Source organism: Roseateles sp. P5_D6 (genome assembly GCF_054049415.1).
Window position 1 is genome coordinate 1 of record NZ_JBFUMK010000034.1, and the last position, 12,768, is coordinate 12,768.

At 61.0% G+C, this 12,768-nt stretch carries 12 protein-coding genes; 11 read left to right on the top strand and 1 reads right to left on the bottom strand.

The genetic code is table 11. The annotated features are described in order from the left end of the window. On the bottom strand, positions 1-419 hold a 419-nt coding region (locus tag ACXJKM_RS28575), incomplete at its 3' end, for a hypothetical protein (RefSeq protein WP_457356449.1). A gap of 358 nt (positions 420-777) precedes the next feature. Between ACXJKM_RS28575 and ACXJKM_RS28580 the strand changes: the two genes are divergently transcribed. From ACXJKM_RS28580 to ACXJKM_RS28630, 11 genes are all read left to right on the top strand, one after another. Continuing rightward, complete coding sequence (locus ACXJKM_RS28580) at positions 778-1,353, top strand: hypothetical protein (protein WP_457356450.1); 576 nt, start codon at positions 778-780, stop codon at positions 1,351-1,353. A 99-nt stretch (positions 1,354-1,452) separates the two neighbouring features. Continuing rightward, positions 1,453-5,520, top strand: coding sequence for an RHS repeat domain-containing protein (locus ACXJKM_RS28585; RefSeq protein ID WP_457356451.1), 4,068 nt, complete (start codon positions 1,453-1,455; stop codon positions 5,518-5,520). 10 nt (positions 5,521-5,530) lie between these two features. Then, positions 5,531-5,986 carry a hypothetical protein gene (locus tag ACXJKM_RS28590; RefSeq protein ID WP_457356452.1) on the top strand — a complete coding sequence of 152 codons (456 nt, stop codon included), beginning with the start codon at positions 5,531-5,533 and terminating at the stop codon, positions 5,984-5,986. Positions 5,987-6,144: 158 nt separating this feature from the next. Next, positions 6,145-6,624, top strand: coding sequence for a hypothetical protein (locus tag ACXJKM_RS28595; RefSeq protein ID WP_457356453.1), 480 nt, complete (start codon positions 6,145-6,147; stop codon positions 6,622-6,624). Beyond that, positions 6,621-7,223: a hypothetical protein gene (locus ACXJKM_RS28600; RefSeq protein ID WP_457356454.1), complete on the top strand. Its 603-nt coding sequence runs from the start codon at positions 6,621-6,623 to the stop codon at positions 7,221-7,223. Before ACXJKM_RS28595 ends, ACXJKM_RS28600 begins: the two co-directional genes overlap by 4 nt. Positions 7,224-7,287: 64 nt before the next feature. Next, positions 7,288-9,567, top strand: a complete 2,280-nt coding sequence (locus ACXJKM_RS28605; protein ID WP_457356455.1) for a hypothetical protein — start codon at positions 7,288-7,290, stop codon at positions 9,565-9,567. Then, on the top strand, positions 9,564-10,061 hold the full coding sequence (locus tag ACXJKM_RS28610; protein WP_457356456.1) for a prepilin-type N-terminal cleavage/methylation domain-containing protein: 498 nt from the start codon (positions 9,564-9,566) through the stop codon (positions 10,059-10,061). Before ACXJKM_RS28605 ends, ACXJKM_RS28610 begins: the two co-directional genes overlap by 4 nt. After that, a complete protein-coding gene (locus ACXJKM_RS28615; protein WP_457356457.1) occupies positions 10,061-10,525 on the top strand; it encodes a type II secretion system protein in 465 nt (154 codons plus the stop codon). The genes ACXJKM_RS28610 and ACXJKM_RS28615 overlap by 1 nt, the downstream gene beginning before the upstream one ends. A gap of 28 nt (positions 10,526-10,553) precedes the next feature. Further along, positions 10,554-11,015 (top strand): hypothetical protein, encoded by a 462-nt coding sequence (locus tag ACXJKM_RS28620; RefSeq protein WP_457356458.1) that lies wholly within the window; start codon positions 10,554-10,556, stop codon positions 11,013-11,015. Continuing rightward, complete coding sequence (gene gspG / locus ACXJKM_RS28625; protein WP_457356459.1) at positions 11,012-11,482, top strand: type II secretion system major pseudopilin GspG; 471 nt, start codon at positions 11,012-11,014, stop codon at positions 11,480-11,482. The genes ACXJKM_RS28620 and gspG overlap by 4 nt, the downstream gene beginning before the upstream one ends. A 15-nt stretch (positions 11,483-11,497) precedes the next feature. Beyond that, positions 11,498-12,730, top strand: coding sequence for a type II secretion system F family protein (locus ACXJKM_RS28630; RefSeq protein ID WP_457356460.1), 1,233 nt, complete (start codon positions 11,498-11,500; stop codon positions 12,728-12,730). Positions 12,731-12,768: the final 38 nt, after the last annotated feature.

The following is a 12,768-nucleotide window of genomic DNA, read 5'->3' on the forward strand; positions in this document are numbered from 1 at the left end:
GCAACCAGCAGCTCGGCTGCCTGCACCGGCGCGATCAGCGGTAGTGCCACTGGGACTGCGACGGGAGGCAGTCTCACCGCGACGGCAGGCACGAGCGCGGGGACGGGGACCTGCACCGTCACGACGACCGGTGCGGGCGGCACCACGACCGGCAGCAGCACCATTAATGTTGTGCTGCCGCCGAGTGTGAGCGGAGCCAGCTTCAGCCCGACCAGCGTGACGGCCGGTGGCAGCAGCACCTTCAGCTGGAGCACGGCCAATGCCTCATCCGCCAGCGTGAGTTGCTCGGGAGCGGGTTCGACGGCGACGGGGTCGGGCACCAGCGGCAGCATCAGCGTGGGTACCAGCAGCGCTGGTACAGCAACCTGCACCGTCTCTGCCGTCAATCTCGCGGGCAGCCCGGCGACGGGTTCTGCCAATCTCAGTGTCGCCAGCCAGCCGGCAAGCCTTAGCCTGGCCTACAGTGGCTATCCTGGCTATACGACTATCGACTGGGGTACTCGGACGGTGGGTTCGACCGCTGGCTCGAACGCATTCATATTGACGAACAACAGCGCCACGACAGCCACTGGGCTGGCAATTTCGGCGCCTTCCGGGTGGTCGATCTACAGCAACGCCTGCGGTACCACTCTGCCTGGAGGTGGGGCGAGTTGCTCCTTCTATGCGAGCTTCCAACCGCAAGCAGCTCAGAACTACTCCAGTCCGCTGAGCATCACTTTGAGCAACGGTACGGCACCCACGTTTACGTTCACTGGTGTGGGAGTTCAACCTCCGAGCGTGACCAGCACGATCTTCAATCCAACCAGCGTGCCGGCTGGCAGCAGCAGCTCCTTCAGTTGGACCACGATCAACGCCACGTCTGCCAGCGTGAGTTGCTCCGGTGCTGGTGCTACTGCAACTGGCACAGGCACCAGCGGCACCATCAACGTGAGCACCAGCAGTGCTGGTATGGCCACTTGCCAAGTGGTCGCTTCGGACGCCGCAGGTAGCTTGACCGTAGCCGCCGCCAATCTGACTGTGAACGCGCCTGCAGATACGACGTTTACGGTGGCGGGTCCGTCAGTTAGCACCTGGACGTTTACCAATCAGAACTCGACGGCAAAGACCATAACCGGTTTGTCGCTTCAGTTCGGCGCAAGTGGGGACAAGATGGGCGCGAGCATCAACGGCGGCACTTGCGCGTTGAATGGATCTGTCACAGCTGGCGGCAGTTGCACGGTGATCGTCTTCGCCCCTGCTTCGGACTGCACTCAAGACGACTATTCGGTGGCGCCACTGTTGACGACTGCGGCGGGCTCGGTGCTTGGCAATTGGCTGACTAAGAATGCGCCGCCTACCAGTACTTGCCAATGATCGATGACCGAAATCGCAGAAGCTAGCTGAAAGTACTCGAAACAGTAGGTTCAGACAGCGTAGTTCGAAGATTTAGGTCGTCTCGGAGGGAATCAAACAATGCACAATCAGTCCAGCCGTTTGCACAACGCGTCATTAACGCGCCGTCGGCGACTTCTGGTGATCCCGGCGCTCTTCGCACTTGTACTGGCCGGTGCAGCGCAAGCGCAAGTCCCGAGCAACATCTACAGCTACAGCCGCACGAGCAGCTTTGTCTACTACGGGACGGGCGACGGCGCCAAGGCAGGTCTTCTCAAGAGCGAGACGATCGAGCCCAGCAAAGCCCAGCTGTGCGTTGTCACGTCCTACGACTACGACGCCTACGGAAACAAGACCAGTTCGACGACGGCCAACTGCGCTGGCGCCAGCGGCCGAGCCCTGTTTGAAACCCGCACGAGCAGCAGCGCCTTCGCAGCCGTGACCAGCCAGGCGATCAGCGTGGGCAGCGGCAGCGTCAACGTTGCGGTTCCTGCCGGCCTGTTTGCAAGCAGCAGCACCAATGCCCTGAGCCATGGCGAGAGCAAGACCTACGACCCTCGCTTCGGGGCGCCCTTGAGGCTGACGGGGCCCAACCAGCTTCCCACGAACTGGAAGGTCGACGACTTCGGCCGCCTCACCCAGGAGATCCGTGCTGACGGCACCCAAACCGTCAGCGCCTACTGCACCCTCGGTGGATTTGGGCTGGACACCACGGCTAACAGCAACACGGCCAACGGCGATCCGCTGAGCTGCCCGAACGCCAGCGCTGATGCGCCGAGCGACGCAGTGTCCTTCGTGCACACCGAACCCCGGGACAGCAGCAGTAGCAAGATCGGCCCCTTCGTGCGCGTCTACAAGGACCGCCTGGGCCGAGACCTGCGCAGCGTCACCGAAGCCTTCGACGGCAGCGCTCAGGCGGCAGGCAAGTCCGGTGCACTGGTCTACAAGGACGCCGTCTACAACGTTTTCGGCGTCAAGATCGTCGAGACGCAGGCCTACTTCGCGGGTAGCGGCAGTTCCACGACCGGCGGCAGCGGCGACGTCGGCCTGAGCCTTACCGTCGTGGACATCCTGGGCCGACCGATGGTCGTCTACGTGGCCGACCCCAACGGCAACGCTGGTGGGCAAAGCTTCGGCATCTACGGTGCTCGAACCGCGGCGCGAACCAGCTTTGACTACAGCGGCCTCACCACCACCGTCACCAACGACAAAGGCCAGACCCGCAAAGAAGACAAGAACCCCCTGGGCGAACTCGTGCGCGTGACGGATGCCAGCGGCGCCACGCTCATCCACCAGCGCGACGCCTTCGGCAACCTCGTGCAGACCAAGGACGCGCTGGGCAACCTTACCAAGCTGACCTACGACTTTCGGGGCCGCAAGACCAAACTTGAGGACCCCGACACCGGGACCTGGAACTACGACTACGACGCCCTGGGCCAACTCGTCTGGCAACAAAGCCCCAACCAGCAGGTCGCCCCAGTCTCCGAGACCACCATGGTCTACGACGTACTGGGCCGGCTGACCAGCCGCGGCGAGCCTGAGTACATCAGCACCTGGACCTACGACAAGAACGCCGACGGCAGTTCCTGCATGAATGCCAATGCCAACCAAGGCAAAGGAAAGCTCTGCCAGAGCGGCACCAAGAACGGCGTGAGCCGCCAGTACGTCTACGACAGCCTGGGCCGGCCCACCAGCAGCCGCACCAGCGTCAGCAATGGCCCGAGCTTCGCCAGCAGTGTCAGCTACGACAGCCTGGGGCGCGTGCAAAGCCAGACCTATCCCACCGGCGTGCAAATCGGCTACAGCTACACCCCGCGCGGCTTCCTGGAAAAGCTCCTGCTCAATACGCCGGCTACCGTCGCTCCGCTGCCCAATGCCAGCGGGCAGACCGCAGCCGGCGCGAGCCTGGCCGCCGGTACCGTGCTGTGGCAAGCCCAAGTCGTGGGCGCCTGGGGCAAGGTCGAGCAACAGCGCTACGGCAACAACGTCACCAACAAAGCCACCTTCCAAGCGGGGACCGGACGCATCACGGACCTCACCGCGGCGGCCAGCGGCAGCGGCACCAACAACGTGCTCGCCCAGCATTACGTCTGGGACAGCCTGAGCAACCTGCAAAGCCGAGGTGATGACAACGGCGACGGCAACACCGGGGCGGTCACCGAGACCTTCAGCTACGGCGACAGCCTCAACCGCCTCACCGGCTACACCGTCAGCGCCCCGGCTATCCCGAACCTCAGCCGCAGCGTCACGCTGCAATACAACGCCCTGGGCATGCTGCTCTACAAGAGCGACGTCGCCAACTACACCTACAGCGCCCAGGGCGGCGCAGCTGGCAGCAAGCCCCACGCCCTGCAAAGCGTGACCGGCGTGCTCAACACCAGCTATGGTTACGACGCCAACGGCAACCTCACGAGCACCAGCACCGGCAAATACCGCTCGTTGAGCTACACGAGCTTCAACCTGCCTGACGGTGGCAATGGCCTGCAAGGCGCCAATGGCCTGCCCAAATACAGCTGGCAGTACGACGAGAACCACGCGCGCATCCGGGAGACCCACCAGGACGGCAGTGGCACCCGTACAACCTGGTACATGCACCCTGACAACCAAGGGGGCCTGGGCTTCGAAAGCGAGACTGCACCGAACGGCCTCGTCAGCAACCGGCACTACCTCACGGCAGGCGGCCAGGTTATCGGCGTGCTCGTGCGCACCGGTGCGCTGCCCACCTTGGGCGCCAACCAGACCACGCCGCCGACGCTCACGAGCGCAACGTTGGTGAAGGTCGAGTACTGGCACAAGGACCACTTAGGTAGCCTGATCACGACGACCGACCATGTCGGCAACGTCACCGGCCGCTACGCCTACGACCCCTTCGGCAAGCGCCGCTACACCAGCGGGACCTACGACCCCTTCGGCGCGCTGATCGTGGACTGGGTGAGCACCCAGAACGCGGGTACTGACCGCGGTTACACGGGCCACGAGCACCTCGACGACGTGGGCATCGTGCACATGAACGGGCGGCTCTTCGATCCCAACCTCGGAATCATGATGCAGGCCGACCCCCTTGTCGGGGATCAGCGCAACCTGCAGAACTACAACCGCTACGGCTACTGCTTCAACAACCCGCTGAGTTGTACTGATCCCAGCGGCTACGACTCATGGAGCGATATGCGCCACGCGTTCGTCGACACGTGGCACTACGGCTGGCGCAATCCCACCTTGCGCATGATCGGCAGCATCTTCGCAGCGTTCGTGCTTGGTCCAGGAGGGCCAGGCGCCCTGTTCGAAGGAGCCGGCTCCGGCTTAGCCAACGCTGCAACGGCCGGCTTCGTGAGCGGTGCCATCGCGTCCGGCAACGTCAAGGGTGCAATGCAGGGGGCGTTCACCGCCGGAGTGTTTTACGGCGTGGGGTCGTTGATAGATGGGTACACCCTAAGCCCTACTGAAGGTGTGATGCTGCACGCCGTGGCCGGATGTGTGACCTCCGAAGTGTCGGGCGGCAAATGTGGTCCGGGTGCTCTGTCTGCGGCTTTCAGCGAGATTGCTACCGTCAATGGTTGGCAGGCGAGCGGCTATAGCGGCGTTATCACCAGCGTCATTATCGGCGGCACTGCGTCGGTCTTAGGTGGAGGAAAGTTCGCCAACGGGGCAAGGACTGCCGCTTTTGGATATCTTTTTAATTGCGGCGCCCATGATTGCTGGAACAAGCGAAAGTACGGAAACGTTCCGACGGAAATGGCTGGAAATGTCGCAGTAGTCAATGAACTTTTACTCGCGAGCGGGAATGAGGAATGGATAGCCAAGGCTAAAATCGCGGAGTATAGGTATGTTGATGCAGATCCTTATGACAAAAACGGAAATCGCATCCTCGCAACGGCCAAGGGAAGCCAGATCACCTTCTATCGAGGCTCTTTGAGTTTAAGTGATTATGGTCAGACTTTTCTGACGGCGCATGAATTTGGCCATCTGCTGCCTGTTGGGCGGCCGGATAACAGTTGGATTATGCTGACGCCGAATTTCGAAGCGGCTGCCGACGGATTCGCCATTAGGCTGTTGAAAATCGCTCCGTCTCAGCGACTGCCAAATAAGATGGATACTTATTTTAATAATGCCACAAGTGGTCAGCGTTCCGAATACTATCCAGGCAGGTAATATGAAGATAATGTCGAAACTCCTTTCTTGTGTCATTGTTATGACATTGCTTGCGCCGCATCAGGCGTCGTTCGGTACCTCCATTGCACCGGAATCAAAGTCGCGCTCATTTGGACGGGCAGCCTTGGTTTACGAGGTGCGTGTTATCGATATTGCTTTCGTCAAGCACGATGTTAAGGAATGCGGCTGTATCTATAAAGCGAGGGTGACGAGAACTGTTAAGGGGGAAAAAAACGTTTCCAATATAGAGTTCGGTTTCCTGGGCGGGCTTGAGTTGAATAAAGAGTATCAGATATTTTTGAATCCAACCAGTCGAGAATTCGATTTAAGAGGTTTTTTGTCTTCGAAATCCCAAGACGAGACTGCTATGGAAAACTTTATGACTCAATGCGCGCCGCTAATTGGTGAGTATTATTTCTTTCGCGCTGATGAAGTGCGAAAGAAGAATGGCACTGCGCGCAATTAACGGCTGGAGCTCCTGATACTTTGCTCTTAAAACGACTGACCAACTGGCTTTTGCACGCCAAGCAGGGTGCTTGGGAGCGCGAGTTCAAAAAGACCGGGCTACTCCAGTCCATGCGACCCAGTTTGTTACCTGTCGCGGTAATTGCTATCCAAAGTCTCTTGATTGTCTTCTTCGGCGCGCTTCTTTGGAAACAGTCGCGTAGCAGGGAAGATGCCCAATTTCAGCGCGGTTCGCTTGAGCATTCGGAAATTCGACTGCGAAATGAAATATCTAAAGCGCCGCTGGCGCGAGGGCTCGCAAGTAGTCTTCCCCGTTTGATCGATACCAATGCAGTCCTGACACGAGTTCAGCGGCTTGCCGCGCAAAACAGCGTCTTCCTGATCCGCCTTGCACCTTCCAAAGCTGTCGGCCAGGCCTCAGCTGCCGGTCTCAGCCAACACGTCTGGGAGCTGCAATTGAGTGGCAACTATCCCGACGTGAAAGACTTCTTGGCCCAACTGCTTGATCAGTCGCCCGAGCTTTGGCTATCTCATCTTCTATTGAACGGAGAAGGCCCCAGCGTCCAAGCCAAGGTGAGCCTGCAGGCATGGAGCATCGAGCAGCCAGTTAGGTCAGCACACCCTGGGGTGACGCCGTGAGAACTGGTCTGCGTTGGTCGCTCGGCGGGGTGGTACTGCTGACCATGGCGGTGCTGGCCTTCACAAAGGGCAGCCCGTCATCACCGCCGCAGCCCCTGATTCCCGCGTCGGCCCGTGCACGGGTTGCTTTGGTTGACCGGCTTGGTGAATCGCTGCCGACGCCGAGCGCCATTGGCGCTGCACCTTCGGTTTCGCGCTTAACAACCAACACAGCAGTGAGCCTTGAGCAATGGCCCGACACCCTCGTGCATCAGGTGCTGAGTAGTGCCATCCGCGACCCCTTCCGTACAACGCAACCACCCGCCGAATCCGTCACCGCAGTAGCTGCACCGCCTCCTGCGCCAGAAGCACCGACTGTTGCGCCAGTGGTCGTGCCCGTCATGAACTATCGCTACCTGGGCCAACTTACAGATCCGGAAGGCAAGCGACTGCTCTTGATCGCCAAGGGCGACAAGGAGGTCACTGTTTCGCGAGGCAGCCTGCTCGACGATGGGTTCAGCGTCGCGGACATCCAGGCTAACCGCATCACCATCGTGCACGTCGCCACGAACACCCCCTTTGAAATCCGCATTCCTGATTCCGATGAACCGCCTCGCTGATCCTCAGACCTGGTTGCGAGTCGTGACGGGGACACTTTGTGCGGTGACCGTCGCTGGCTGTGCCATGGACCAACGGCAGCGCCGCTTGGCGGAAGACGCCATAGCTGACGGGCGGCTTGAGGAAGGCATGGGCGACCTGGCACGCGCGCGGGCTCAGCGGCCGGACAGCGTCACGCTGAAGGTGGGCGAGCTCTCTCTGCGAACGCAACTGGTCGGCGAACTCATCGACAAGGCCAGGGTGGCCGAATCGGCAGGCCGGTTTCAGGAGACCAACGAGACCCTGCAGCGCGCGCTGGCTCTGGACCCGGCCAACGGCAGGGTCCAGGAACGCCTGGCCAGCCTGGCAGTCGCCGTCACCCAGAAAGAAAGGTTGGACGAAGTCGAGTCCCTTTCCGCAGCCGGCAAATCCACCCAGGCGCTGGCGCTGGCGGAGCAGGCCTTGCGAGATACGCCGACGCACCCAGGTCTGCTCGCTGCCCAGCGCACGCTGCGCGCCAAGCAGCGTGAGCAAGAGATCGCGCTGTCTCAGTCATCGTTGGCGGAGAAGCGCCCCATCTCCCTGGATTTCAGGGACGCCAGCCTGCGCACTGTCTTGGATGTTGTGTCGCGCAGCAGCGGCTTGAACTTTGTGCTCGACCCCGGCGTCAAGCCCGAGATCCGGGTCACGGTCTTCTTGAAGAACACACCGGTCGAGGACGCACTCGACCTGCTCGTCAACACCCACCAGCTCGCGAAGAAGGTGCTCGACAGCAAGACGGTGCTGATCTACCCGGCGACGCCTGAGAAGCAGAAGGAACATCAAGAGCAAGTCGTCCGCGTCTTCTATCTGGCGAACGTTGACGTGCGCGCGGCGAGTAACTTCCTGAAGGCGATGCTGCGCGTCAAGGATCCCTTCGTCGACGAGAAATCCAACTCACTGGCTTTGCGGGACTCCAAGGAGAACATCGTTCTGGCAGAAAAGCTGCTGGCGGTCTTCGATGCCAATGAACCTGAAGTGATGCTGGACGTCGAGGTGCTCGAAGTCACAACCAATCGGCTGCTGCAGTTGGGTGTCAGCCCACCCACGAGTTTTTCGCTGACGCCCCTGCCAACGACTCCCATCACGACCGGGCAAGGCAGCACTGGCTCCTCTGGCTCGTCATCCAACGGCATGACTTTGTATGACATCCTGCGCAATCTGGATAGCCGCCATGTCCAAGCGAATGTGGGTGGCATCTCTGTGAACGCGAAGAGCTCGTCTGGCGATGTCACGACGCTTGCCAATCCCAAGCTGCGAGCGCGAAATCGGGAGAAAGCCAGCGTCATGATTGGCGACAAGATTCCGGTGGTCACCTCGACGATCGGCACCGGCGGCTTCGTTTCAGAGAGCATCAACTACCAGGACGTCGGTTTGAAGCTCAATGTTGAGCCGACGGTCTTCCCCAATGACGAAGTCGCCATCAAGATAGCTCTGGAAGTCAGCACCCTTGGTGCAGCAGTCAAGTCCAGCGGTGGCAGCACGGCCTATCAGATCAGCACCCGCAATGCGACCACGGTACTGCGCCTCAAGGACGGGGAGACGCAGCTGCTCGCTGGGCTACTGAGTCGGAATCGGGAGTCCAGCAAGACGGGTTGGCCCGGGCTGAGCGAAATTCCCCTGCTCGGTCGACTGTTTGCCGATCACCAGGATGTCAACAACCAAACGGAGCTGGTCCTGGCAGTCACGCCGCGCGTCCTGCGCAATGTCCGGCAGCCGTTGGCCCATGAGGCAGAAACCTGGGTGGGTACCGAGCTGTCACCGCGGTTGCGCCCCTACGGCGGGTTCAACATCGGGTCCCCTTCAGACGACAAAGGCACCAAGAGCAACACGCCGCTGGAAACCGCCGAACGGCGACCAACGACGCCTGCCGCCGCGCCCCAGACTGGCGATGCCGGCGCAAGCGTCGCTGGGTTCAAGTTGCTGTTGGCTGGGCCGCAGCAGGTCCAACTGGGACAGACCTTCGACGTGCAGCTTGTGCTGGATGCCTCGCTGCCTTTGCGAGGGCTGCCGGCCGAACTGAGCTATGACACCACCCGTTTCGCACTCCTGGAGGCGACGGAAGAGGTGTTCTTCAAGCAGGGGGATGCGGAAACGAAGTTCTCGAAAGCGATCGATGCCAGTTCAGGGCGGGTCACATTGGGCGTCATCCGCATGCAGGCAACCGGTGCTCAGGGAAAAGGCAAAGTCGCAACGCTTCGCTTCAGGGCGATCGCGTCCGGCACCAGCGGTGAAATTCGTTTGACGCGGGCCACACCGCTGTCCCTCAATGCACCCGCACCGTCACAGCCCTTGCCGCCCGCGCTCGTTGTGACAGTGACGCCATGACGCATCAGCAAAACCCAGCCAGGCGGTCGACGCAGGGCTTCACTGTCGTGGAGCTCCTGGTCGTGCTGACCGTCATGGCGGTGCTGGCCAGCATGGCCATGCCTCTGGCGCGTATCACGGTACAGCGGGAGCGTGAGCAAGAACTGAAGATTGCCCTGCGTGAGATCCGCGCGGCAATCGACGCCTACCAGATGGTGCTGGCGGGATCATCTTCGGGTGTGATGGAAGGAGTCTCGGTGTGCCCTCCCTCGCTGACTGCGCTCACCCAGCTCACGGCAGACACGCGACCAGGAGCCGGTGGTCAGATGATTCGATTCTTGCGCCGGGTGCCGCGAGATCCATTCGCCGACCCAAAGTTGTCGGCTGAGCAGACTTGGGGCATGCGCAGCTATTTGTCTGAGGCCAACGCGCCAAAGGCGGGAGCAGACGTTTACGACGTTTATTCGCTGTCGACGCAGCAGGCCCTTGATGGGACCTGGCTCAAGGATTGGTGATGGGCGCAATGGTGGGGCAACGACGTTCGTATCGCACCGCAAGGCACAGAGCCTTCACGGTCATCGAAATGTTGGTGGTCATGACCGCAGTTGCACTGCTCCTGAGCATTGCTGCGCCGCGCTATATCCAGCACATTGATCGCAGCCGTGAGGTGACGCTGCGTCAGGATCTGAAAGTGATGCGCGATGGCATCGACAAGTTCGCTGCAGACAAGGGGCGATACCCATCGACGTTGAGCGAGCTGGTCGCCGTTGGATATCTGTCGAGCATCCCTGTCGATCCAATAACCGGCAGTGCCGTGACGTGGGCGACGTCTGCGCCGACCGCTGTCCTGGTCAGCTGGCAGTCCGGCTTGCCGCCCGCTGCGTCGGCGCCAGGAGGCACCGTACTGATCGGCGTGGGAGATGTTCATTCAACGGCCAGCGGCCTTGGTTCAGACGGAACGCCGTATGCATCTTGGTAGCACGTCGCGCTCCCACGGTGGCTTCACCATGCTGGTCGTACTTGGCTTGATCGCTGTGGCATCGGCCGGCCTGGCTCTGGCCAGCTCGCGCTACACGGCGCAAGTTCAGCGCGACAAGGAGCAAGAGCTGCTGACAGTGGGGCGCATGTACGCAAGTGCCCTGCAGCGCTACTACGATTCCGCGCCAGGCAACCTGAAGCGCTACCCAAATTCGCTGGAATGGCTGACTCGCGATCCTCGCTATGTGGGCGTCGTGCGATACCTTAGAAAAGTTCATCCGGACCCGTTGCAACCGAACAATCACTGGGGCCTCGCCATTGACACCAATGGAGGCATCGTCGGCGTGTTCAGCATCAACCATGCGCAGCCTCTAGGCCCTGCATCAACATTGGCCCCAGTTCCCGACGCCCAGCACTACTCAGACTGGATTTTTCTTGCTGATCCCACACTCACCGACTTCACTCTTTCGACTACCGGAGCTCCGCCATGACGATGCTAGACCGAGGCCATCGCCCCGTTTCTCTGCCTTATCCCTCCCGAATGCTCGCGCATGGCTTCACGCTGCTCGAGATGCTTGTGGTCATCCTCATCATCGGCTTGCTGACGGGGATCGTCGCGCCTCGCTTGTTGGGTCAGATGGCTACGTCCGAAGTGACCGCGGCTCGTGGGCAGATCGCGGCAATCGACAAGGCACTGCAAGCCTTCCGCATCGACAACAAGCGTTTCCCTACTACCCAGGAAGGGCTCGCGGCATTGAGCGTCGTGCCGCAATCGGCGCCGCAATGGGCGGGTCCATATCTCCAAAGCGCCGTGGGCAATGATCCATGGGGCCAGCCCTACCAATATGCCTTCCCGGGTCACCCTGGGCGGGACTACGACCTCTATAGCATGGGGCCGTCCAAGACGGGGGCTGCAGATGGCAGCGGCGGTGCGGTCTTCCTGAACTCCGGCCCTTGAACGACACGTCAGGGCATGGACTTCACCGCCAAGCTTTTCGACCCCGGGTCCTGTCAGGTTCACGCCAGACAGGTCACTGCGGCGTCCGCGAGTGCGGCCCGATCACAGTTCGAATCGGAAGGGCTGACCGTCCTGGCCTTGGAGGTGTCCGGACCTTCGCAAGATGACAGGGCTCCCGGTTCCTTGGCGAGAGCGCCGACCGCTGGCACCGGACCCAAGGATGGGCGACTGGACGTCGCTTGGTGGTGCCGCGAGTTGCGCACGCTCCTGGCGGCTGGGATGACGGTCGTTGAGGCCTTGGACACCCTCAGGGCGCAATCGCCGGAGGGTTTTCGCAGACTTGTCCATCGGCAGTTGGTGCACAGCCTCCAATCCGGCATGTCGCTGTCCCATGCCATGGCTTCGACGAACGCTTTCCCTCCTGTGCTGACAGCCAGTGTCAAGGCCAGCGAGCGCACGAGCAATCTCATCGAATCACTGGACGACTTCTTGCGGTATCACGAATTGCTGGACAACCTCCGGCGCAAAGTGGTGAGTGCAGCCATCTACCCGACGCTCGTCTTCAGCCTGGGCATGACCATCACCTTGTTTCTGCTTGTCTTCGTCATCCCGAGGTTTGCGCAGGTCTATGCCAATCGCCAAGGCGCGGTCGGGCCCGCCACCAAGCTTCTGCTCGTGTCCAGCACGTTCCTGCACGATCACTTTCCCATTGCGATGGCGCTCTTTGCGGCTCTCGCCATCGGGGCTGTGTGGGCTTGGCACCGGGGCTGGGTGGCCTTGGGTTTTCAGTGGATCGTGGACCGCATTCCTTTCCTGCAACGGCAGTTGCGGGAGTTCCGTTTGGCGAAGCTGTACCAGGCGATGGCCTTGATGACGCGTGGTGGCTATGCCCTTGCCGAGACAGTCGAGTTGTGTGCTGGGCTTCGAATTCATCCATCTTTGCGCCCAAGGCTCCATGCGGTTCGCAGCGACTTGGTACACGGGCGACGCGTGTCGGCGTCATTGAGCTCAGCGGGTCTCACCGACGAAGTCACCACGCGTCTATTGGCCGTTGGCGAGCGCACGGGAAACTTCGACCAGATCCTCCAGGTCATCGCAAGCCGACACTCGTCGAACTTCTCGCTGTTCGTGGAACGCGCCACGCGCGTGGTAGAGCCTGTGATGCTCTTCTTGGTGTCCGTACTTGTCGGCTCGGTGGTGCTATTGATGTATATGCCCGTCTTCGACATAGCGAGCACGATCAGATGACGGAAGCGGGTATGGCCGACAAAGGCGCCCTCCACGCG

Excerpts from the sequence above, each read along its gene's own strand:
- ACXJKM_RS28585 (WP_457356451.1), top strand. The coding sequence starts at position 1,453 with ATGCACAATCAGTCCAGCCGTTTGCACAACGCGTCATTAACGCGCCGT.
- ACXJKM_RS28590 (WP_457356452.1), top strand. The coding sequence starts at position 5,531 with ATGTCGAAACTCCTTTCTTGTGTCATTGTTATGACATTGCTTGCGCCG.
- ACXJKM_RS28605 (WP_457356455.1), top strand. The coding sequence starts at position 7,288 with ATGGACCAACGGCAGCGCCGCTTGGCGGAAGACGCCATAGCTGACGGG.
- ACXJKM_RS28610 (WP_457356456.1), top strand. The coding sequence starts at position 9,564 with ATGACGCATCAGCAAAACCCAGCCAGGCGGTCGACGCAGGGCTTCACT.
- ACXJKM_RS28615 (WP_457356457.1), top strand. The coding sequence starts at position 10,061 with ATGGGCGCAATGGTGGGGCAACGACGTTCGTATCGCACCGCAAGGCAC.
- ACXJKM_RS28620 (WP_457356458.1), top strand. The coding sequence starts at position 10,554 with ATGCTGGTCGTACTTGGCTTGATCGCTGTGGCATCGGCCGGCCTGGCT.
- gspG (WP_457356459.1), top strand. The coding sequence starts at position 11,012 with ATGACGATGCTAGACCGAGGCCATCGCCCCGTTTCTCTGCCTTATCCC.
- ACXJKM_RS28630 (WP_457356460.1), top strand. The coding sequence starts at position 11,498 with ATGGACTTCACCGCCAAGCTTTTCGACCCCGGGTCCTGTCAGGTTCAC.